Origin of the sequence: Delftia lacustris (assembly GCF_040267515.1) — a bacterium.
Taxonomy (GTDB): Bacteria; Pseudomonadota; Gammaproteobacteria; order Burkholderiales; family Burkholderiaceae_C; genus Comamonas; species Comamonas tsuruhatensis.
The window spans coordinates 6,154,512-6,173,742 of record NZ_CP141274.1 but is presented as its reverse complement, the minus strand read 5'-3'; the positions used below and the strand labels follow the sequence as shown (position 1 = coordinate 6,173,742).

The 19,231-nt window shown below is 68.6% G+C and carries 19 protein-coding genes; 13 read left to right on the top strand and 6 right to left on the bottom strand.

The genetic code is table 11. The features are described 5' to 3' along the window. Window positions 1-11: 11 nt before the first annotated feature. From U6958_RS29690 to U6958_RS29680, 3 genes are read left to right on the top strand one after another with little or no spacing between them, the layout of a single operon-like run. Window positions 12-842 carry an acyl-CoA thioesterase II gene (locus tag U6958_RS29690; protein WP_016446427.1) on the top strand — a complete coding sequence of 277 codons (831 nt, stop codon included), beginning with the start codon at window positions 12-14 and terminating at the stop codon, window positions 840-842. Between the two features lie 16 nt (window positions 843-858). Then, the gene (locus tag U6958_RS29685) at window positions 859-1,653 is read left to right on the top strand and encodes an enoyl-CoA hydratase (RefSeq protein ID WP_013804194.1); all 795 of its coding nucleotides are present in this window, start codon (window positions 859-861) and stop codon (window positions 1,651-1,653) included. Then, window positions 1,647-2,147, top strand: a complete 501-nt coding sequence (locus U6958_RS29680) for a thioesterase family protein (RefSeq protein ID WP_074920487.1) — start codon at window positions 1,647-1,649, stop codon at window positions 2,145-2,147. The genes U6958_RS29685 and U6958_RS29680 overlap by 7 nt, the downstream gene beginning before the upstream one ends. Window positions 2,148-2,187: 40 nt before the next feature. Here the strand turns inward: U6958_RS29680 and U6958_RS29675 are convergent, their stop codons facing one another. Together U6958_RS29675 and U6958_RS29670 are read right to left on the bottom strand one after the other, a co-directional pair. After that, the gene (locus U6958_RS29675) at window positions 2,188-3,567 is read right to left on the bottom strand and encodes an MATE family efflux transporter (protein ID WP_074920486.1); all 1,380 of its coding nucleotides are present in this window, start codon (window positions 3,565-3,567) and stop codon (window positions 2,188-2,190) included. Then, window positions 3,564-4,031: a MarR family winged helix-turn-helix transcriptional regulator gene (locus tag U6958_RS29670; RefSeq protein ID WP_043789930.1), complete on the bottom strand. Its 468-nt coding sequence runs from the start codon at window positions 4,029-4,031 to the stop codon at window positions 3,564-3,566. Before U6958_RS29670 ends, U6958_RS29675 begins: the two co-directional genes overlap by 4 nt. A gap of 218 nt (window positions 4,032-4,249) precedes the next feature. Here U6958_RS29670 and U6958_RS29665 point away from each other — a divergent pair, with 218 nt between their 5' ends. Beyond that, window positions 4,250-4,915 (top strand): polymer-forming cytoskeletal protein, encoded by a 666-nt coding sequence (locus U6958_RS29665; RefSeq protein ID WP_074920485.1) that lies wholly within the window; start codon window positions 4,250-4,252, stop codon window positions 4,913-4,915. A gap of 73 nt (window positions 4,916-4,988) precedes the next feature. Here U6958_RS29665 and U6958_RS29660 read toward each other — a convergent pair whose 3' ends face one another. Then, entirely contained in the window at window positions 4,989-5,465 is a 477-nt protein-coding gene (locus U6958_RS29660) for an acyl-CoA thioesterase (protein WP_012203278.1), read from the bottom strand. A gap of 41 nt (window positions 5,466-5,506) precedes the next feature. On the opposite strand from U6958_RS29660, the gene U6958_RS29655 reads away from it, so the two are divergent. Then, on the top strand, window positions 5,507-7,333 hold the full coding sequence (locus U6958_RS29655) for an ABC transporter ATP-binding protein/permease (RefSeq protein WP_074920484.1): 1,827 nt from the start codon (window positions 5,507-5,509) through the stop codon (window positions 7,331-7,333). 44 nt (window positions 7,334-7,377) lie between these two features. Here the strand turns inward: U6958_RS29655 and U6958_RS29650 are convergent, their stop codons facing one another. Next, entirely contained in the window at window positions 7,378-9,270 is a 1,893-nt protein-coding gene (locus tag U6958_RS29650; RefSeq protein WP_143044495.1) for a S9 family peptidase, read from the bottom strand. A 230-nt stretch (window positions 9,271-9,500) separates the two neighbouring features. On the opposite strand from U6958_RS29650, the gene U6958_RS29645 reads away from it, so the two are divergent. From U6958_RS29645 to U6958_RS29615, 7 genes are all read left to right on the top strand, one after another. Continuing rightward, window positions 9,501-10,259: a GntR family transcriptional regulator gene (locus U6958_RS29645; protein WP_016451803.1), complete on the top strand. Its 759-nt coding sequence runs from the start codon at window positions 9,501-9,503 to the stop codon at window positions 10,257-10,259. 126 nt (window positions 10,260-10,385) lie between these two features. Further along, complete coding sequence (locus U6958_RS29640; protein WP_074920482.1) at window positions 10,386-11,477, top strand: aromatic ring-hydroxylating dioxygenase subunit alpha; 1,092 nt, start codon at window positions 10,386-10,388, stop codon at window positions 11,475-11,477. A 96-nt stretch (window positions 11,478-11,573) separates the two neighbouring features. Continuing rightward, the gene (locus U6958_RS29635) at window positions 11,574-12,047 is read left to right on the top strand and encodes a MarR family winged helix-turn-helix transcriptional regulator (protein WP_016446419.1); all 474 of its coding nucleotides are present in this window, start codon (window positions 11,574-11,576) and stop codon (window positions 12,045-12,047) included. 254 nt (window positions 12,048-12,301) lie between these two features. Next, window positions 12,302-13,654, top strand: a complete 1,353-nt coding sequence (locus U6958_RS29630; RefSeq protein WP_016451801.1) for an MFS transporter — start codon at window positions 12,302-12,304, stop codon at window positions 13,652-13,654. A 29-nt stretch (window positions 13,655-13,683) separates the two neighbouring features. Continuing rightward, the gene (locus tag U6958_RS29625; protein WP_074920481.1) at window positions 13,684-14,760 is read left to right on the top strand and encodes an aromatic ring-hydroxylating dioxygenase subunit alpha; all 1,077 of its coding nucleotides are present in this window, start codon (window positions 13,684-13,686) and stop codon (window positions 14,758-14,760) included. A 36-nt stretch (window positions 14,761-14,796) separates the two neighbouring features. Then, window positions 14,797-15,759: a PDR/VanB family oxidoreductase gene (locus tag U6958_RS29620; protein WP_016451799.1), complete on the top strand. Its 963-nt coding sequence runs from the start codon at window positions 14,797-14,799 to the stop codon at window positions 15,757-15,759. Window positions 15,760-15,834: 75 nt separating this feature from the next. Next, a complete protein-coding gene (locus U6958_RS29615; RefSeq protein ID WP_074920480.1) occupies window positions 15,835-16,782 on the top strand; it encodes a 2-hydroxyacid dehydrogenase in 948 nt (315 codons plus the stop codon). 8 nt (window positions 16,783-16,790) lie between these two features. On the opposite strand, the gene U6958_RS29610 is transcribed toward U6958_RS29615, so the two are convergent. Continuing rightward, window positions 16,791-17,231 (bottom strand): hypothetical protein, encoded by a 441-nt coding sequence (locus tag U6958_RS29610; protein ID WP_227740846.1) that lies wholly within the window; start codon window positions 17,229-17,231, stop codon window positions 16,791-16,793. A 167-nt stretch (window positions 17,232-17,398) separates the two neighbouring features. Here U6958_RS29610 and U6958_RS29605 point away from each other — a divergent pair, with 167 nt between their 5' ends. After that, a complete protein-coding gene (locus U6958_RS29605) occupies window positions 17,399-18,016 on the top strand; it encodes a TetR/AcrR family transcriptional regulator (RefSeq protein WP_244160429.1) in 618 nt (205 codons plus the stop codon). A 170-nt stretch (window positions 18,017-18,186) separates the two neighbouring features. Here U6958_RS29605 and U6958_RS29600 read toward each other — a convergent pair whose 3' ends face one another. Then, entirely contained in the window at window positions 18,187-19,230 is a 1,044-nt protein-coding gene (locus U6958_RS29600; RefSeq protein ID WP_046240113.1) for a DctP family TRAP transporter solute-binding subunit, read from the bottom strand. Window position 19,231: the final 1 nt, after the last annotated feature.

Below are 19,231 nucleotides of genomic sequence, written 5' to 3'. Positions count from 1 at the left end.
ACTCGTTTGCCATGAGCACAGACATCCATCCTCTCGACCAGGCCGTGGCGCTCACGCCCACCGGCGCCGTGGGCCACTACCAGGGCCAGACCACGCAGGACTACTGGAACATGGTGGGCCCGTACGGCGGCATCACCGCCGCCGCGCTGGTGCGGGCCATCCAGCAGCATCCGCTGTGTCTGGGCGATCCGCTGTCCATCACCGTCAACTACGCGGCCGCGCTGGGCGCGGGGCGCTTCGACATCGAGGCCCGCCCCGTTCGCACCAACCGCTCCACCCAGCACTGGCTGCTGACCATCACCCAGCCCGACCAGGATGGCGATGCCCAGGTCGTCACCACGGCCACGGCCGTCACGGCCGTGCGGCGCAGCACCTGGGGCGGTACCGACCTGGCCATGCCCGAGGTGCCGTCGCCTGCCGCCGTGCCGCGCGTGCCGCCGCTGGGCGGCGTGGAGTGGCTCAACCGCTACGACATGCGCTTTCTCGACGGCATCATTCCCCAGACCTGGGATGGCCGCGAGACCGACAGCCTCACGCGCCTGTGGGTGCGCGACGAGCCGCCGCGCGCACTGGATTTTTGCGCGCTGGCCGGCCTGGCTGACGTATTCTTCCCGCGCGTGTGGCTGCGCCGCGCACAGCGCACCCCGGCGGGCACGGTGTCCATCACCGTCTACTTCCATGCGGGGCGCGAGGAACTGGCTGCCGCAGGCACGGGCCACCTGCTGGCCCAGGCGCGCGGCCAGGAATTTCGCAACGGCTTCTTCGACCAGAGCGCCCAGCTGTGGAGCGAGGCCGGCGTGATGCTGGCGAGCAGCCACCAGATCGTGTATTTCAAGGAATAAGCAAGGCAAGACCATCATGAGCGAAACCACCCAGGACATCCTCGTGCACACCGAAGCCGGTGTCTGCACCATCACCTTCAACCGCGCAGACAAGAAGAACTCCATCACCGAGGCCATGTACGCCAGCATGGCCGATGCGCTGGCCCAGGCCGGCGAAGACGCCGCCGTGCGCTGCGTGGTCTTCCAGGGCGACATGGCCATCTTCAGCGCGGGCAACGACATTGCCGACTTCCTCAAGCAGTCGGCCGGCGGCGCCGCCAGGCCGGAGGGCGAGCAGCGCCCTGTCTGGCGCTTCCTGCACAACATCGCCGCCTTTCCCAAGCCCGTGATCGCCGCCGTCTGCGGCCCGGCCGTGGGCATCGGCACCACCTTGCTGCTGCACTGCGACCTGGTCTATGCGGGCGACAACGCGGCCTTCTCGCTGCCCTTCGTGAACCTGGGCCTGTGCCCCGAAGCGGCCTCCAGCCTGCTGCTGCCCCAGATGCTCGGCTACCACCGCGCGGCCGAGGCCCTGCTGCTGGGCGAGCCCTTCCTGGCCGAGGCCGCCCTGGAAGTGGGCCTGGTCAACCGCGTCGTGCCGCCCAGCGAATGCAATGCGCTGGCCCAGGCCCAGGCCAGGAAGCTGGCGGCCAAGCCGCTGTCGGCCCTGATCGAGACCAAGCGCCTCATGAAGGCCGGCCAGTCCGGCCTGGTGCGCGAGCGCATGGCCGAGGAGGGCGCGAGCTTCGGCAAGCTGATGGGCGGGCCTGCTGCCAAGGAGGCGTTCACCGCGTTCATGGAGAAGCGCAAGCCGGACTTCAGCCAGTGCTGAAATCCACGAAGGCCTCCGAGGCCTCCGAGGCGCCCGTGCAGTTCGAGCCCGAGTTCATCGCCGGGCTGCGCGAAGTGTTCGAGCGCCAGATCGCCTTCAACCAGGTGCTGGGCCTGCGCATCACCGAAGTGCTGCCCGAGCGGGTTGAAGGCCGCATCACCATGCGGGCCGAGCTCATAGGCCACGCCGCCTACCAGCGCATCCACGGCGGCGTGATCAGCGCCGGCCTGGACTCCATGGGCGGCTTGGCCGTCATGGCGGCCATCGGCGCCAAGCACATGGACGACGCACCGCTGCAGCGCCTGCACCGCTTCTCGCGCCTGGGCACCATCGACCTGCGCGTGGACTACCTGCGCCCCGGCATAGGCAGCGAATTCATCCTGCGCGCCGAGGTGCTGCGGCTGGGTTCGCGCGTGGCCAACACGCGCATGGAATTCCTGGGGGCCGATGGCAGCTTGCTGTCCACGGGGACGGCGGCGTACATCGTTTCTTGAAGCATGGCCCGCTGACTGCGGGCCTTCTTTTTGTGTTTCTTCACCCCCAGTGCGCGCGCCACACGGCCCAGGCCGTGCCTGCGCCATAGGCGGCCATGGCCACGGCCACGAGGATGAACAGCGACTGGGCGCTGCCCAGGCCGCTGGACATGAGCCAGCCGCCGCCCACCACCACGATCAGCAGGCGCACGGTGCCGGCCAGCACGGGCGCCCAGACGCGGCCTGCGCCCAGGGACGCGAAGTACAGCACCAGTCCCAGGCCGAACAGCCCGAAGGCCGGGCCCACGGTGCGCAGGTAGAGGTCGGCGTAGGCGCGCACGGCCGGGTCGCCGGTGAAAATGCCCGACCACAGCTGCGGCCAGACCATGACCACCAGCCCCAGCACGCCCAGCAGGGCCGCAGCCATGGCGCCGCCCGACCAGGCCACGCGGCGCGCACGGGCCACCTGGCCGGCGCCCATGGCCATGCCCACCATGGGCACGGCGGCCATGCCGACGCCGAAGGCCATGGGGATCAGCAGGAACTCCAGCCGCTGGCCAATGCCGTAGCCGGCCAGTGCCAGCGGGCCCAGGCGGGCGACCATGCCTGTCAGCAGCAGCGCGGCCAGCGCCGTTTGCACGGGGGACAGGCAGGCGAGGGCCCCCACGCGCAGGATGTCGCGGAACATGGGCCAGGCTAGGCGGGGCCTGCGCCAGTCCAGTTGCAGGCGCTGCTGGCCCCATTGCAGATAGGCCAGGAAGACTGCGACGGCCAGTGCCATGGCCACGATGTTGCCCACGGCCACGCCCGGCATGCCCCAGCGCGGCATGGGTCCCAGGCCCAGCCCCAGCGTGCCGCCGACAGCGATCTGCACCAGCGAGGCCGCAAAGATCACGGCCGACGGCATGCGCATATTGCCCGTGCCCCGCACCACCGATGCCAGCGTATTGCACAGCCACACCAGGATGGCGCCGCTGAACAGCACGGCGCCAAAGCCTGTGGCCGCTGCCAGCACCTCGCCGCGCCCGCCCAGCCAGCTGTAGAAGGTGGCGCCGCAGAGCACGAAGATGAGCGAGTACAGCAGGCCTGCGATGGTGCCGATGACGATGGAGTGCAGGGCCAGTGCCGAGGCACGCGCGCCGTCGCCCGCGCCCAGCGCGCGGCTGATGGCCGAGGACACGCCGCTGCCCATGGCGCCGTTGCTCATCATCTGCGTGAGCATGGCCAGCGGAAACACCAGGGCCATGGCCGCCAGCGACACGGTTCCCAGCTGCCCTACGTAGTAGGTCTCGGCCACGGCGACCAGCACCGACATGCTCAGCGCCACCATGTTGGGCACGGCCAGGCGCATCAGGGTGGAGGCGATGGGGCCACTGACCAACGGATGCGCGGACCCGCTGGCCGCAGCGCCAGGGGCTGCGGAGGACAGGGCGGCGCTCATTCCGCGCTCTCCTGCGTGGCGGTTTCCAGCACGGGCAGCATGCCCAGCACCAGGCTTTCCAGCGCGCCGATCTGCTCGCTGCCGCATAGCTCGCGCACGCGCAGCTGGGCCTGGCGCCACAGGGCGGCAGCCTCGCGGATGCGGGCGCGGCCTTCGGGCGTGACCACCACGCAGCGGCTGCGCGCATCCGCGCCGGGAACCAGGTCGATGAAGCCGGCCTGCTGCAGCGTGCGCAGGTTGCGCGTCATCGTCGTGCGGTCGGTGTGCAACTGCTCGGCCAGGGCCGAGACGGTGGGCGGGCCGTCGGGCGCATTGCGCGCCTGCACCAGCAGGCTGAACTGCGTGCCGCGCAGGCCGCTGGGCGCGAGCGTGTCGTCATAGAGCTGGGAGATCTTGCGCGACAGGCTGCGCACCATGAAGCAGGTGCAGACCGGACTGGCGGCGCTTGAGGTGGAGGAGGTCATGGGGCGTGGGGCAGGTGGCCTGTAATGGAAATGAGTGTAGATGCACCTATTGATTTGCGCATGTCCGCTGCGCGACCTGCGCATGCGCGGTGTGTGATCGAGAAAGGCTTGCAAGCACATGAAACGGGAGAACTATCTGGTTACTTTTCTTGCGAGATGCCGGCATTTGTTGCCAGTTCGTGTGCGTAGCATCGGATTTTTCCGAAGGAGACCCACCCATGGCTGTTCAGAACCCGTTCTTTGGCAAGCGCGACAACGATGCTTTCACCTCCCGCAACACCCTGGGCAGCGGCATAGGCGCCACCGGTACGGGCGGCAGCCCCTCCGGTGCCGTCACGCCCAGCTCCAGCGTGACAAGTCCGTCGACCGCCCAGCGCCAGGCATCGGCCGTGGCGCAGGACTCCCAGGGCAGCAAGCTCACCGTAGGCCCCAATATCAAGCTCAAGGGCGTGGAGATCACCGACTGCGACACGCTGGTCGTCGAAGGCACGGTGGAGGCCACCATGGACTCGCGCGTGATCCAGATCGCCGAGCAGGGTGCCTTCCACGGCACGGCCGAAATCGACATCGCCGAGATCCATGGCGTGTTCGACGGCACGCTGACCGTGCGCGAGAAGCTGGTCATCTACGGCACGGGCAAGGTCAGCGGCAAGATCCGCTACGGCAAGGTGGTGATCGAAGAGGGCGGCGAGCTCACGGGCCAGATCGAGGCCGGTTCCTCGCCGCGTTCATCTTCGGGTTCGGCCGTGGCGTCCAGCGCCTCCAGCCTGTCCTCTTCCTCGTCGGCCGCCTCCAGCGACAGCGCCGCCAGCAGTTCCGCGGCCCTGGCTGCGGCCACCGCAGCCGCCTCGCTGCAGCCGCGCGTCACGCCCTCGCTGGCCTGAGCCACCCCTGCGCCGGAAATGAAAAAGCGACCTGCGAAGGTCGCTTTTTCATGGCTGCAGAGGCGGGGCGGGTTCAGCCGGCCTGCTGCTGCTTGCGTTCTGCATTGCGCTCGGCCGCTGCGCGCCAGGAACGCACCTGGTCGTTGTCCGGCAGCGACTGGGGCTTGCCCTGGCCGTCGATGGCCACGTAGGTCAGCAGGGCTTCGGTCACCTTGACGAAGCGGCCCTGGTCGGCAAAGCGCTCGGCATAGACCTCGACATCGACCGTGACCGAGGTGCGGCCCACGCGCTGCACGCTGGAGTAGAACGACAGGATGTCGCCCACACGCACGGGCTGCTTGAAGATGAACTCGTTCACGGCCACGGTGACCATGCGGCTCTGGCCCAGGCGCGAGGGCAGCACCGAACCTGCCAAGTCAACCTGCGCCATGACCCAGCCGCCGAAGATGTCGCCATTGGCGTTGACATCGGCAGGCATGGGAATGACCTTGAGAACCAGCTCCTTGTCTGCGGGCAAGGGATGGGGCGGGAGGTCTGGGCGGGGTGGCATGGGCACAATCGGGTCAATATAACAACCGAGAATTGTCTTTCATGCGACGCGAGAGCGCTTCCCCTACGGATTTACCCTTAGTCCCAACCCCGGCACCGTCGCGGGACTGGAACGCGCTGCGGCGCCTGCTGCCCTACCTGTGGCAATACAAGTGGCGCGTGCTGGCGGCGCTGGGCTTCATGATCGGGGCCAAGCTCGCCAACGTGGGCGTGCCGGTGTTGTTGAAGCACCTGGTCGATGAGCTGGATCTGAAGGCCGGCGACGCCCGGGCCGTGCTCGTCGTGCCCGTGGCCCTGCTGCTGGCCTACGGGCTGCTGCGCTTTTCCAGCTCGCTGTTCACCGAGCTGCGCGACCTGGTCTTTGCCAAGGCCACGCAGGGCGCCTCGCGGGCGATTGCGCTGTCCACCTTCGAGCACCTGCATGCGCTGAGCCTGCGCTTTCACCTGGAGCGCCAGACCGGCGGCATGACGCGCGACATCGAGCGCGGCGTGCGCAGCACCGAGTCGCTGATCTCGTATTCGCTCTACAGCATCCTGCCCACCTTCATCGAGATGGCGCTGGTGCTGGGCATCCTGGCGCTGCGCTTCGACATCTGGTTCGCGGTCATCACGCTGGCGGCGCTGGTGTTCTACATCACGTTCACGGTCACGGTGACCGAGTGGCGCACGCGCTTTCGGCGCGAGGCCAATGCCCAGGAGTCGGCGGCGCACACCAAGGCCATCGACTCGCTGCTGAACTACGAGACCGTCAAGTACTTCGGCAACGAGGGCTTCGAGGCGCGGCGCTATGACGAGAACCTGGAGGCGCTGCGCCGCGTGCGTCTCAAGAGCCAGACCACGCTGAGCATGCTCAACTGCGGGCAGCAGCTGATCATCGCCACGGCCCTGGTCGCCATCCTCTGGCGCGCCACGCAGGGCGTGGTGGATGGCCGCCTGTCGCTGGGCGACCTGGTCATGGTCAACGCCTTCATGATCCAGCTCTACATTCCACTGGGCTTTCTGGGCGTGATCTACCGCGAGATCAAGCAGAGCCTGACCGACCTGGAGCGCATGTTCACCCTCATGGACAAGGAACGCGAGGTGGCCGACGCGCCCGGCGCCCAGCCGCTGCAGACCCATGGCGCACCGCCCGAGCTGCGCTTCGAGCATGTGGACTTCGCCTATGACCCCGAGCGGCCCATCCTCAAGGACGTGAGCTTCACCATTCCCGCCGGCAAGACCGTGGCCGTGGTCGGCCCTTCGGGCTCGGGCAAGAGCACGCTGGCGCGGCTGATCTTCCGCTTCTACGACGTGCAGTCCGGCCATGTGCGCATCGCCGGGCACGACCTGCGCGAGCTGACCCAGGACAGCGTGCGCGGCGCCGTGGGCATCGTGCCGCAGGACACGGTGCTGTTCAATGACACGGTGGAATACAACATCGCCTACGGCCGCCCTGGCGCCAGCCGCGAGCAGGTGGTGGCGGCCGCGCGCGCCGCGCGCATCCACGACTTCATCGAGGCCACGCCCCAGGGCTATGCCACGCGCGTGGGCGAGCGCGGCCTCAAGCTGTCGGGCGGCGAAAAGCAGCGGGTGGCGATTGCGCGCACCCTGCTCAAGGACCCGCCCATCCTGATCTTCGATGAGGCGACGTCGGCGCTGGACTCGGCCAACGAGCGCGCCATCCAGGCCGAGCTGCAAAGCGCCGCGCGCAACAAGACGGCGCTGGTGATTGCCCACCGCCTGTCCACCGTGGTCGATGCGCACGAGATCCTGGTCATGGACGCGGGCCGCATCGTCGAGCGCGGCACCCACGGCCAGCTGGTCGCGGCGGGCGGGCGCTATGCGGACATGTGGGCGCTGCAGCAAAGCGGGGAGCCCGCCGTGCTGTAGCGCGGGGCGGCCGAGGGACCGGGCGGCCGGGTGCCTGGACGGCTTCAGGGCTTGAGGTGCGTGACCAGGAACTGCTCCATGGCTTCGTAGAACTCGAACTTGTTCTCGTCGTTGTGAAAGCCGTGGCCCTCGTTTTCCTTGACCATGTACTGCACCTCGACGCCGCGCTCGCGCAGCGCCTTCACCACCTGGTCGCTCTCGTCCTTGTTCACGCGCGGATCGCGCGCGCCCTGGGCGATGAACAGCGGCGCCTTGATGCGGTCCACATGCAGGGCCGGCGAGGTGGCGGCCAGGCGCTCCCTGTCGCGCTCGGGATCGCCCACCATGGCGTGCATCTGGTCCAGCAGCGGCTTCCAGTAGGGTGGAATGGTCTTCATGAAGGTGAACAGGTTGGACACGCCCACATAGTCCACGGCCGCCGCATACAGGTCGGGCGTGAAGGCCACGCCGGCCAGCGTGGCATAGCCGCCATAGCTGCCGCCGTAGATGCCGATGCGCGCAGGGTCGGCAATGCCCTGGTCGATCAGCCAGTGCACGCCGTCCGTGATGTCGTCCTGCATCTTCAGGCCCCATTGGCCGAATCCCGCTTCCCAGAACGCGCGGCCATAGCCCGTGGAGCCCCGGAAGTTCACCTGCAGCACGCAGAACCCTCGGTTGGCGAGGAACTGCACCTCGGGGTTGTAGCCCCAGCCGTCGCGGGCCCAGGGGCCGCCGTGCGGGTTGATGATGCAGGCCAGGTTCCGGGGCTCGCGGCCGGCCGGCAGGGTCAGGTAGCCGTGGATGGTCAGGCCGTCGCGGCTGGTGTAGCTGACGGGCTGCACGCGCGACATGGCGGACTCGGGAATGGCCGGGTTGATGTCGGCCAGCTTGGTCAGCGCATCGGCGGCCGCGTCGTAGATGTAGCGCGCGCCCGGCGTGCGGTCGTTGAATGCGGCGACGATGAACTTGTCCTCGGCGCGGTTGGCGCCCTGGATGGCGAAGTCGTAGCCCGGCAACTGCGCAGCCAGCCGGCCGTACAGGGCTTCGGTCTCGGCATCGAAGAAGCGGTACTGCGGCTTGTCGGTCTGGTAGGCGGCCAGGGTCAGCACGCAGCGCTTGCGCGAATAGGCCGCCGCGCCCAGATCGACTTCTTCGGGCACGAAGATTTCTTCTTCCTCGTCGGGCCGGGCCGGGTCGATGACCACCAGGGCCAGCTTGTCGCGGCCCCGGTTGGACAGGGCGTAGAGCTTTTGGTCGTCGAAGGTGAAGAAGGCCGGGCTGACGCTGGTGCGGTAGTCGGTGGTGATCAGGGGCTGGAACTCGCCGGCCTCGTCGTCGCGGTAGAGCAGGGCGCTATTCAGGCCGTCGCTGGCCACGGCGGCCCGCACGCGGCCTGCGTGGTCGGTCTGCCAGCCGACGATGTTGCCGGGGTTCTGCGCCACCAGTTGCGCCGCGCCCGTGTGCACGTTCACGCGGTATACGTCGAAGACCTCGGCATCGCGCTGGTTGTGGCTGATCAGCACATGGTCGGGGTCGTCTTCCAGGTCGTCCTCGATGCTGGCGCGCACGCCGTCCCAGGGCGTCAGGTCGGTGGCTTCGCCGCTGCGCGCGTTGACCGCCAGCACATGGAAGTTCTCGTCGCCGCCGAAGTCCTTCTGGTAGAGCACTACATCCGGGCCCTTCCAGAAGAAGTTGCTGATGTCGCGCTCGGTCTCGGCCGTGATGCGGCGCGGCTCGCCCACAGGGGTGCTGCCCTCCAGCGCCTGCACATGGATGTTCATGCGCGCCGGATGGCCGTCCACGCTGACGGGCTGCATGAAGCCCAGCATGCTTCCGTCATCGGCCAGGCGGAAGAAGCCGCGTTCCGGATTGCGGAAGAAGTCCTTGATCGGATAGGCCTGCGGAGCCTGCGCATCGGCGCTGGCATCCCGTGCCAGGTTGAGGATGTGGGCGGCCATGGCGGGGTGTCGGGAAAACGTCGGCAAGGGTGACCTCCTGGGTTGCAGCGGCAGGGGAAAAAGGGAGCCGGCCATGATGCCATGGCGATGTATACAAACAGGCGGGTCACTGTCTTTTCTGGGATTGGTTGTATACATTTGATTGGTGTTTTCCCGTGTTTTTGCGGAAAAATGCACCATGAATCGCCTTGGATGTATACATTCACGCCATTCCATCCAGACAAAGCCCCATGAGCCCCCAGCTTGCCCCCGCCGCCTCCGAAGCGGAGAGCCACTCCCAGGTCATCAAGGCCCAGCTGCAACTGCGCGAGATGATTCTTGCGGGCGAACTGCCCGCAGGCGAGCGCATCGCCGAGCTCACCGTGGTGCAGCGCCTGGGCATCTCGCGCACGCCGGTGCGCGCCGCGCTGATGCGGCTGGAGCAGGAAGGCCTGCTCGAAGCCATGGCCGGCGGGCGCGGCTACCGCGTGCGGCTGTTCTCCGAAGCCGATGTGGCCGATGCCATCGAGCTGCGCGGCACGCTGGAAGGCCTGGCCGCGCGCTGGGCGGCCGAGCGCGGCGTGGCCGAGCCGCTGCTGGCCCAGGCCGGCCGCTGCCTGGACGCCATCGACCGTGTGCTGGAGACGCCCGACTGGGGCGACGAGGCCTTCTCGCGCTATGTGGCGCTGAACTCCGAATTCCACGACCTGCTGCACTCCATGGCCGGCAGCAGCGTCATGCAGCGCGAGCTGGAGCGCGTGGTGCGCATGCCCTTCGCCTCGCCTTCGGGCTTTGTGCTGGCGCGGGCCGAATCCCCGCGTGCGCGCCACAGCCTGATGGTGGCCCAGGACCAGCACCGCCAGGTGCTGGACGCCATTGCCGCGCGCGAGGGCGCGCGGGCCGAGGCGCTGATGAAAGAGCACTCGCGCATTGCGCGCCGCAACCTGCGCGAAGCCGTGAGCGAGCCCGGCAGCCATGCGGTTCCTGGCGTGCAGTTGATCCGAGCCTGATTCGAGTCTGACCCGCGCTTGATCTGCGCTTGATCTGCCCTTGATGTGCGCCGGCGGCCTCGGCCGCCTGCGCCCCAGCCACCGCAGCGCCAAGGACTGCGGACCCCACCCATAAAGGAGACCCCCATGAGCACATTTCCCAAGAACACCTGGTACGTGGCCGCCACGTCCGACGAGATCCAGGACAAGCCGCTGGGCCGGAGCATCTGCGGCGAGCGCATCGCGTTCTACCGCGCGCAGCACGGCATTGCCGCCGTGGAGGATTTCTGCCCGCACCGCGGCGCGCCCCTGTCGCTGGGCTTTGTCTGCGAGGGCAAGCTGGTCTGCGGCTACCACGGGCTGGAGATGGGCTGCGACGGCAAGACCATTGCCATGCCGGGCCAGCGCGTGCGCGGCTTCCCCGAGATCCGCAGCTATCCCGTCGAGGAGCGCCATGGCTTCATCTGGGTCTGGCCCGGCGACAAGGCGCTGGCCGATGCCGCGCTCATCCCGAAGCTGCCCTGGCACGACAACCCCGAATGGGCCTATGGCGGCGGCATGTTCCACATCCAGGCCGACTACCGGCTGATGATCGACAACCTCATGGACCTGACGCACGAGACCTATGTGCACGCCAGCTCCATCGGCCAGGCCGAGATCGACGAGACGCCCTGCAAGACCGAGACGCGCGGCGAGGGCGCCGATGTCGAGGTGGTCACCAGCCGCTTCATGAACGACATTACCGCGCCCCCGTTCTGGAAGATGGCGCTGCGCAGCAACGGCCTGGCCGACGATGTGCCCGTGGACCGCTGGCAGGTCTGCCGCTTCACCCCGCCCAGCCATGTGCTGATCGAGGTCGGCGTGGCCCACGCAGGCCACGGCGGCTACGACGCGCCCGACGAGCACAAGGTCTACAGCATGGTGGTGGACTTCATCACGCCGGAGACCGAGGAGTCCATGTGGTACTTCTGGGGCATGGCGCGCCGCTTCAATCCGGGCGATGCCGAAGTCACCGACCGCATACGCGAGGGCCAGCACAAGATCTTCAGCGAAGACCTGCAGATGCTGGAGCTGCAGCAGCGCAACCTCAGTGCCCACCCCGACCGCAAGCTGCTCAAGCTCAACATCGATGCGGGCGGCGTGCAGTCGCGCAAGGTCATCGACAAATGGATTGCGCAGGAACAGCAGGCGGCGGCGGTGGCCGCAGCAGCGGCCCAGCCTGCCGCCGCGGTGGCCTGAGGCCGGCCATGGCCCGGCGCGCATCCAGGACCGGCGCCGGGGATGGGGTAATCTCGGCGGGCTTCAACCCCAGGGCCGCAAGGCCTGCCGCCACCGATGGTCCACTCCGCCTCCGATCCGCTTTCCATCGACCTCTACGACCAGCCGGGCCACCTGATCCGGCGCGCGCAGCAGATCGCGGCGCAGCTGTTCCGCGACGTGCTGGGGCCGGACGTGACGCCCGTGCAGTACGCCATCCTGCGCATGCTGCAGGAAAAACCGGGTATCGACCAGGTAACGCTGGCGCGGCTGGTGGCGCTGGACAACTCCACCACGGCCGACATCGCGGCGCGACTGGAGGCCAAGGGCTGGGTGCTGCGCGAGATCCTGCCCCGGCGCCAGCGGCGCCTGACGCTCACGGCCGAGGGCGAGGCCATGCTGGGCGGCTTCGTGCCGAATGTGCACGAACTGCACAACCGCATGCTGGCCGCGCTGGAGCCCGAGGAGCAGGCCGAGTTCAAGCGCCTGCTGCGCAAGTTCGTGCAGTTGCACGACGCACGCGACGCCCTCGACGCTTCCTCATCCGACTGACAGCGGCCCGGCCGCCTCCGCGTCCGAGACTGCGCGGCCCCGCCTGATCGGGGAAATCCCGGTATCTGGCGCCGATTTTCATTCAGTAAACTGAATCACATTCAGCATACGTAATGATGTGTTGAGAACACAAGAAAGCTCCCACAGAGCTTCAACCCAAGGAGACCCACGATGACTGCCTCTACCCCTGTTCCATGGCTGCAGCGGCCTTGCGCCGCCGCATCGTCCAACTGCCCGTTGCGGGAGCTGCGGCCATGAGCGCCGACCTGCGTGCAAGCGTCGACCAGCGGCCCATGACGCGCTTCCAGTGGTCGGTCATAGCCCTGTGCATGGTGCTCAACATGATCGACGGCTTCGACGTCCTGGTCATGGCGTTCACGGCCTCTGCCGTGTCGGCGCACTGGCAGCTCAGCGGCGCCCAGCTGGGCTTTCTGCTCAGTGCAGGCCTGTTCGGCATGGCGGGCGGATCGCTGTTGATCGCGCCCTGGGCCGACCGGCTGGGCCGCCGGCCGCTGATCCTGGCCTGCCTGGCCCTCTCGGGCGTGGGCATGCTGGGCTCGGCCTTCAGCCAGAGCGCCACGCAGCTGGCGGCGCTGCGCGTGCTCACGGGCCTGGGCGTGGGCGGCATCCTGGCCTGCAGCAACGTGATCGCCAGCGAATACGCCTCGCAGCGCTGGCGCAGCCTGGCCGTCACGCTGCAGTCCACGGGCTATGCGCTGGGAGCCAGCATTGGCGGCTCCATCGCGGTGTGGCTGCTGGGGCGCCATGACTGGCGCGCGGTCTTCCTGTTCGGCGGCTGCGTGACGCTGGGCGTGCTGGTCCTGGCCTGGTGGCGACTGCCCGAGTCCATGGACTTCCTGCTGGCGCGGCGCCCGGCCGGCGCGCTGCAGCGGCTCAACGCCCTGGTCGGGCGGCTGGGCCTGCCCGCATTGGCTGCGCTGCCGCCTGCCGCGCCTGCATCGGCGGGGCCGGCGCGGCGGGGCCCGCTGCAGCTGTTCGCACCGGGCCTGCGCCGGCCCACGCTGCTGGTCTGGCTGTCGTTCTTCGCGGTGATGTTCGGCTTTTACTTCGTCATGAGCTGGACGCCCAAGCTGCTGGCCGCCTCGGGCCTCACGCCCGAGCAGGGCGTGACCGGCGGTGTGCTGCTGAGCCTGGGCGGCATCCTGGGCGCCACCTTGCTGGGCCTGCTGGCGGCGCGCTATCCCGTGCACCGCGCGCTGGCCGGCTTCATGCTGGCCACGGCCGTGCTGCTGTGCTTCATCGTGAGCAATCCGGGCTCGCTGCTGCTGTCGTATGCGCTGGCTTTTCTGATCGGCGTCTTCGTCAACGGCTGCGTGGCCGGGCTCTATGCCATCGCGCCCATGGTCTATGGCGGCGAGGTGCGCGTGACCGGCGTGGGCTGGGGCATAGGCATAGGGCGCATCGGCGCCATCGTCTCGCCCATGGTCGCGGGCTCGCTGCTGGACGCCGCGTGGTCGCCCAGCCAGCTCTATGTGGGCTATGGCCTGGCCTTCGTGTTCGCGGCCTGCATCGTGTCGCTGCACCGGCTGCAGGGGCCCGAAGCCGGCAGGCCCGCAGCCACGGGCCGCACGCTGTCGGCGCATTGAGCGCGACTTGCAGACAAGAAGGAGAACCCATGACCGAATGCACCACCATTGCACCTGCCTCCACGCCTGCCTTCCCGCTGGACCAGTGGTATGTCGCCGGCTTTGCCTGGGAGCTGCAGGACGCGCCACTGGCACGCACCCTGCTGGGCCGGCCCGTCGTGCTGTTTCGCACGCCCGATGGCAGCGTCGCCGCGCTGGAGGACCGCTGCTGCCACCGCGAGCTGCCGCTGTCCTGCGGCACGGTGGAGGCGCGCGGCCTGCGCTGCGGCTACCACGGCCTGCTGTTCGACCGCGCCGGCCAGTGCCTGGAGATTCCGGGCCAGCAGCGCATACCGCCCAAGGCCTGCGTCAAGTCCTTCGACCTGCGCGAGCGTGACCAGATCCTCTGGATCTGGATGGGCGCCACGCCCGATTCCGTGCCCGCGCAGGAGCCGCCCGCCTATCCCGTGCACGGCGATGCGCGCTACCGCTTCGGCGGCGATGTCTACCACTACGACGCGCCCTACCAGCTCATCCACGACAACCTGCTGGACCTCAGCCACCTGGGCTATGTGCACCTCAAGACCATTGGCGGCAACGCCGGCGTCCACATGAATGCCGAACTCAAGGTCCGCCAGGAGGGCGACAGCGTCACCGTGCTGCGCTGGATGCCCGACTCCGACCCGCCGCCCACCTATGCGGCGGCCTGGCCGTTCGCGGGCCGCATCGACCGCTGGCAGGAGGTGGAGTTCCACCCCTCGCACGTGTGCATCTGGACCGGCGCCATGGACGCAGGCAGCGGCCGGCTCGACGATCCGCAGCGCGAGGGCTTTCACATGCGGGGATTTCACGGCGTGACGCCGGAGACCGAGCATTCGGCCCACTACTTCTGGACCATTGCCACCAACCCGCATCCCGACATGCAGGACACCACGCGCCTGGTGATCGACCAGACGGCTGCCACCTTCGAGGAGGACAAGGTCGTCATCGAGGCCCAGTTCCGCAACCAGCAGCGCTTTGGCGCGCGCCCCGTCATCGATATCCACGTGGACGCCGGCCCCAACCGCGCGCGCCGCGTGATCAGCCGGCTGCGCGAGGCCAGCGCCCGGGCGCTGGCGGCGGCCTGATTTTTCCGAACCCATCCCTTTCCGCGATTTCTTCCCATGCAAGCCAACCCCATCCTCCAGGTGCGCGTCGCGCGCAAATGCGCCGAGGCGCAGGACATCTGCAGCCTTGAACTCGTGCCGCTGGACGGCGAAAGCCTGCCCGCCTTCACGGCCGGCTCGCACATCGACCTGCACCTGCCCGGCGGCCTGGTGCGCCAGTACTCGCTGTGCAACGACCCGCAGGACACTGGCCGCTACGTGGTCGGCGTGCTGCGCGAGGCCGCCTCGCGCGGCGGCTCGGCCGCCGTGCACGAACAGGTGCAGGAAGGCCAGCAGATCGCCATCGGCGCGCCGCGCAACCACTTCGCGCTGCATGCGGGTGGCCCTGCGCGGCACCTGCTGCTGGCCGGCGGCATAGGCATCACGCCCGTGCTGGCCATGGCGCGCCAGCTGGCGCGCGAGGGTGCAGACTTCGAACTGCACTACTGCGCGCGTTCGCGCGAGCGCATGGCCTTCACGGCCCTGCTGCAGTCCATGCCCTGGGCCGACCGCGTGCACCTGCATGTGGATGGCGAGGGCGCGCTCGACATGGCGCAGCTGCTGGGCGCCCCGCAGGCGGGCCTGCACCTGTATGTCTGTGGCCCACGCGGCTTCATGGACGCGGCCCTGGGCATGGCTCGCGCATCGGGCTGGAGCGAGGACCGCCTGCACTACGAATTCTTTGCAGGCGAGGCCGTGCAGCGCGAGGGCGATGCCGGGTTCGAGATCGAGATCGCCAGCACCGGCCAGGTGGTGCGCGTGGCGCCCGAGCAGACCGTGGTCCAGGCGCTGGCCGGCATCGGCGTGGAGGTGCAGACCTCGTGCGAGCAGGGTGTGTGCGGCACCTGCCTCACGCGTGTGCTCTCGGGCGAGCCCGAGCACCGCGACATGTACCTGACCGAGGACGAGCAGGCCGCCTGCGACCAGTTCCTGCCCTGCTGCTCGCGCGCGAAATCCGCCCGGCTGGTGCTGGACCTGTAGCGCTGGACCCGGCCGGCGCACAATGAGGTTTTCCCCCAAGGCCCGCCCTGTGGCGGCGGGCGCCGCCTTCCTGCCATGCAACCTGCCCTGCTCGTCCTCAACTTCAATACCGAGGCCCATCTGCGCCAGATGGCCCAGGCCTTTCCCTCCTTCGACCTGCTCTACGCGCCCGACGCCGCCCAGTGCGAGGCCGCCATCGCCGAGCACGGCACGCGCATACAGGCCGTGCTGACCATAGGCTCCATCGGCCTGTCGGCCGCGCAGATGCAGCGCATGCCCGCCCTCAGGCTGGTCTGCGCGCTGGGCGCGGGCTACGAGAACATCGATGTCGCCCATGCGCAGGCCCACGGCATTGCCGTGGGCAACGGCGCAGGCACCAATGACGACTGCGTGGCCGACCATGCCATGGGCCTGCTGATCGCCTCCGTGCGCGGCCTGGTGCGCCTGGACCGCGCCACGCGCGACGGCGTCTGGCGCACCGCCATGCCGCTGCCGCCCAATGTCTCGCACAAGCGCCTGGGCATCCTGGGCATGGGCGCCATCGGCGCCAAGATCGCCCAGCGCGCGCTGGGCTTCGAGATGGAAATCGGCTACCACAACCGCAGCCCGCGCAGCGGGCTGCCCCACCGCTACTTCGGCGACCTGCTGTCCCTGGCGCTGTGGGCCGATGTGCTGGTGGTCGCCACGCCGGGCGGCCCGGGTACGCGCCATCTCGTCAACGCCCAGGTGCTGGACGCACTGGGCCCGCAGGGCCACCTGGTCAATATCGCGCGCGGCAGCGTGGTCGATACCGCCGCCCTGGCCGCCGCCCTGCGCGAAGGCCGCCTCGCCGGCGCGGGCCTGGATGTCTACGAAAGCGAACCCGCGCCACCGGCCGAACTGCTGGACCTGGACGCCGTGGTGCTCACGCCCCATGTGGGCGGCTGGTCGCCCGAAGCCGTGCAGGCCTCGGTGGACCGCTTCATCGCCAACATGCGCTGCCACCTGGAAGGCCGCCCGCTGGTCTCGCCGGTCACGGCCTGAGGCCGGATTCAGCCCTGTGCCATCCCGGCAGCTGCTGCCAAGTGCAGCAGCCCCATGACCAGGCAGATGGCCGAGGACACATGCCAGAAGCGGTCGCTGTTGTCCGGAAAGCGTGGTTTCAACCACGGATAGGCCACGGCCCGCGCCACCAGCACCAGGCCGGCCCCGACCAGCACCGGACGCATGAAGGGCAGGGGGCCCAGCAGGCCCGCGCCTGCCAGCGCATACCCTGCCAGCAGCGACAGCACCACGCCGATGGCCGCCGACACCAGCGGCGGATACCAGTGCCCGGCCTCGGCCATGCGCGCCATGCGCTCGCCGGCACCCATGAGCCGCAGCCCACGTCCCCCCCAGACGATGCAGGCGAAGTGGGCCAGCGCGGCCGCCGTGTCGAACAGGGCGGCGGCCAGGGCCAGCAGTTGCACGCCCTTCACGGCAGGGCTTCCCACACGCCGGTGTGCTGATGCTTCTTCATGGTGTATTCCTTGGGATTTGCTGCAATGGTCGGCCACTGTAGTGCTTAAACTCCGGGCAGAAAACTCGCCTTGTGCTCAGGTTTTGCCGCATGCCCTCCCATACCTCCGCTACCACTGAATCCCAGAGAAGAAGACAGCCCTTGCAGGCCCGTGCGCAGCGCACGCTGCAGGCCATTGTTCAGGCAGCAGCTCAGATTCTGGTCAAGGAGGGCGAAGCCGCACTCACCACCAATCGCATTGCCGAGCGCGCAGGCGTCTCTATCGGCACGCTCTACCAGTACTTCCCCGACAAGCAGGCCGTCTTGCGCGCCATGGTCGATGGCCAGCGCCGTGCGGCCGTCGCGGCCATCGAGGCCTGGCTGGAGCAGGCGTCGGAGCAGGGCCTGCCGCGCGAGGCCGTGGCGCGCGGCGTGGTCGCCTGCATCGTCGAGGGCTTTGCGGGCCGTACGCCTGCGCGGCGCAAGCTGGCGCGCTTTGCCTGGCGCCAGGATGGTGACGAGCGCATTGCCCTGTCCATGCGCGAGACCGCCGAGCGTATGGCCGCCCACCTGCAGCGCTGGGGCGGCCCCTCGCTGTCCTATGCGCGCCTTTACGTGGCCACGCGGGCCGTGCTGGGCACGGTGCGCTTTGCCTCGCTGGAGGCTTCGCCGCTGATCGCCTCGGGCGCACTGGAGGAGCTGCTGTGCGAGATGGGGGCAGATATGTTGCTGGGTGGCGCGACGGACGCGGGAGCCGCTGCCCGTGCCCCTGCCCCATAGGCAGCAGGGGCTGTGCCTGTGCCATTTCGCTGGACCGGCTTCGCAGCAAGGCATGCCTTGATGGGCGGGCTGAAGTCCTGGTCGTCCTTGCGAAGCAGGATGGCGAAAAAAAGGCCCCGCAGAGCGGGGCCTTTTGCTTCTACCGGAGTGTGCGATCAACCGATAGCATTCTAACGAGTTCGCGCGGCAATGGCTTTCTCCGCCACATCCACCAGGTCGGCGCCGACCTGCTGCTTCCACTTGTCGTAGACGGGGCGCGTGGCCTTGACGAAGGCTTCGCGCTCGGCCGGCGTGAGCTGGGTCACGGTCACGCCGTTGGCGGCCAGGTCCTTGAGCAGGGGCTTGTCGGCCTCGATCATGCCCTTGCGCGCGATCACGACCTGCTCCTTGGCCGCGTCCACGGCGGCCTGACGCACGATGTCCTGGTCTTCCTTGGTCCAGGTGGCCCAGATGTCCTTGTTGACCACGAAGATCAGCGGATCGTTGATGTAGCCCCACAGCGTCAGATGCTTCTGGCCCACGGACTGCAGCTTGGCGGCCATGTAGACCGAGACGGGGTTTTCCTGGCCGTCCACGGCGCCGCTGGCCATGGCGGGCTGGGCATCGGCCCAGCTCATCTGCGTGGGGTTGGCGCCCAGCGCGGTGAAGGTGTCCAGGAACAGCGGCGAGCCCACGACGCGGATCTTCAGGCCCTTGAGGTCGGCAGGGGTCTTGATGGCGTGCTTGGAGTTGCTGATCTCGCGGTAGCCGTTCTCGCCCCAGGCCAGCGGCACCACGCCGGCCTTGTCCAGGCGCTGGAACAGGCGCTTGCCGGGCTCGCCATGCGTGAGCGCGTCGGCGGCCGCGTAGTCGGGCATCAGGAAGGGCAGGGCGAACAGGTTCAGCTCCTTGATCTGGGGCGACCAGTTCAGCGTGGAGCCCACGGCCATGTCGATCACGCCCTGGCGCAGCGCGCTGAATTCGCGCGTCTGGTCGCCCTGGATCAGGGACACGCCCGGGTAGAGCTTGATGTTGATGCGGCCGTTGGTGCGCTCGCGCACCTTGTTGGCCCAGATCTCGCCGCCCTTGCCCCAGGGAAAGGCCGTGCCCAGCACCAGCGACATGCGGTACTCGCTCTTGTACTTGGCCGGTGTCTGCGCCATTGCGGGAGCGGACGAAAGGGCCAGGGCCGCCGCTGCGGCCAGGCCGCTGGCGAGGAAAGTGCGAAGTTTCATT

Excerpts from the sequence above, each read along its gene's own strand:
- U6958_RS29690 (WP_016446427.1), top strand. The coding sequence starts at position 12 with ATGAGCACAGACATCCATCCTCTCGACCAGGCCGTGGCGCTCACGCCC.
- U6958_RS29685 (WP_013804194.1), top strand. The coding sequence starts at position 859 with ATGAGCGAAACCACCCAGGACATCCTCGTGCACACCGAAGCCGGTGTC.
- U6958_RS29675 (WP_074920486.1), bottom strand. The coding sequence starts at position 3,567 with ATGAGCGCCGCCCTGTCCTCCGCAGCCCCTGGCGCTGCGGCCAGCGGG.
- U6958_RS29670 (WP_043789930.1), bottom strand. The coding sequence starts at position 4,031 with ATGACCTCCTCCACCTCAAGCGCCGCCAGTCCGGTCTGCACCTGCTTC.
- U6958_RS29665 (WP_074920485.1), top strand. The coding sequence starts at position 4,250 with ATGGCTGTTCAGAACCCGTTCTTTGGCAAGCGCGACAACGATGCTTTC.
- U6958_RS29660 (WP_012203278.1), bottom strand. The coding sequence starts at position 5,465 with ATGCCACCCCGCCCAGACCTCCCGCCCCATCCCTTGCCCGCAGACAAG.
- U6958_RS29655 (WP_074920484.1), top strand. The coding sequence starts at position 5,507 with ATGCGACGCGAGAGCGCTTCCCCTACGGATTTACCCTTAGTCCCAACC.
- U6958_RS29650 (WP_143044495.1), bottom strand. The coding sequence starts at position 9,270 with ATGGCCGCCCACATCCTCAACCTGGCACGGGATGCCAGCGCCGATGCG.
- U6958_RS29645 (WP_016451803.1), top strand. The coding sequence starts at position 9,501 with ATGAGCCCCCAGCTTGCCCCCGCCGCCTCCGAAGCGGAGAGCCACTCC.
- U6958_RS29640 (WP_074920482.1), top strand. The coding sequence starts at position 10,386 with ATGAGCACATTTCCCAAGAACACCTGGTACGTGGCCGCCACGTCCGAC.
- U6958_RS29635 (WP_016446419.1), top strand. The coding sequence starts at position 11,574 with ATGGTCCACTCCGCCTCCGATCCGCTTTCCATCGACCTCTACGACCAG.
- U6958_RS29630 (WP_016451801.1), top strand. The coding sequence starts at position 12,302 with ATGAGCGCCGACCTGCGTGCAAGCGTCGACCAGCGGCCCATGACGCGC.
- U6958_RS29625 (WP_074920481.1), top strand. The coding sequence starts at position 13,684 with ATGACCGAATGCACCACCATTGCACCTGCCTCCACGCCTGCCTTCCCG.
- U6958_RS29620 (WP_016451799.1), top strand. The coding sequence starts at position 14,797 with ATGCAAGCCAACCCCATCCTCCAGGTGCGCGTCGCGCGCAAATGCGCC.
- U6958_RS29615 (WP_074920480.1), top strand. The coding sequence starts at position 15,835 with ATGCAACCTGCCCTGCTCGTCCTCAACTTCAATACCGAGGCCCATCTG.
- U6958_RS29600 (WP_046240113.1), bottom strand. The coding sequence starts at position 19,230 with ATGAAACTTCGCACTTTCCTCGCCAGCGGCCTGGCCGCAGCGGCGGCC.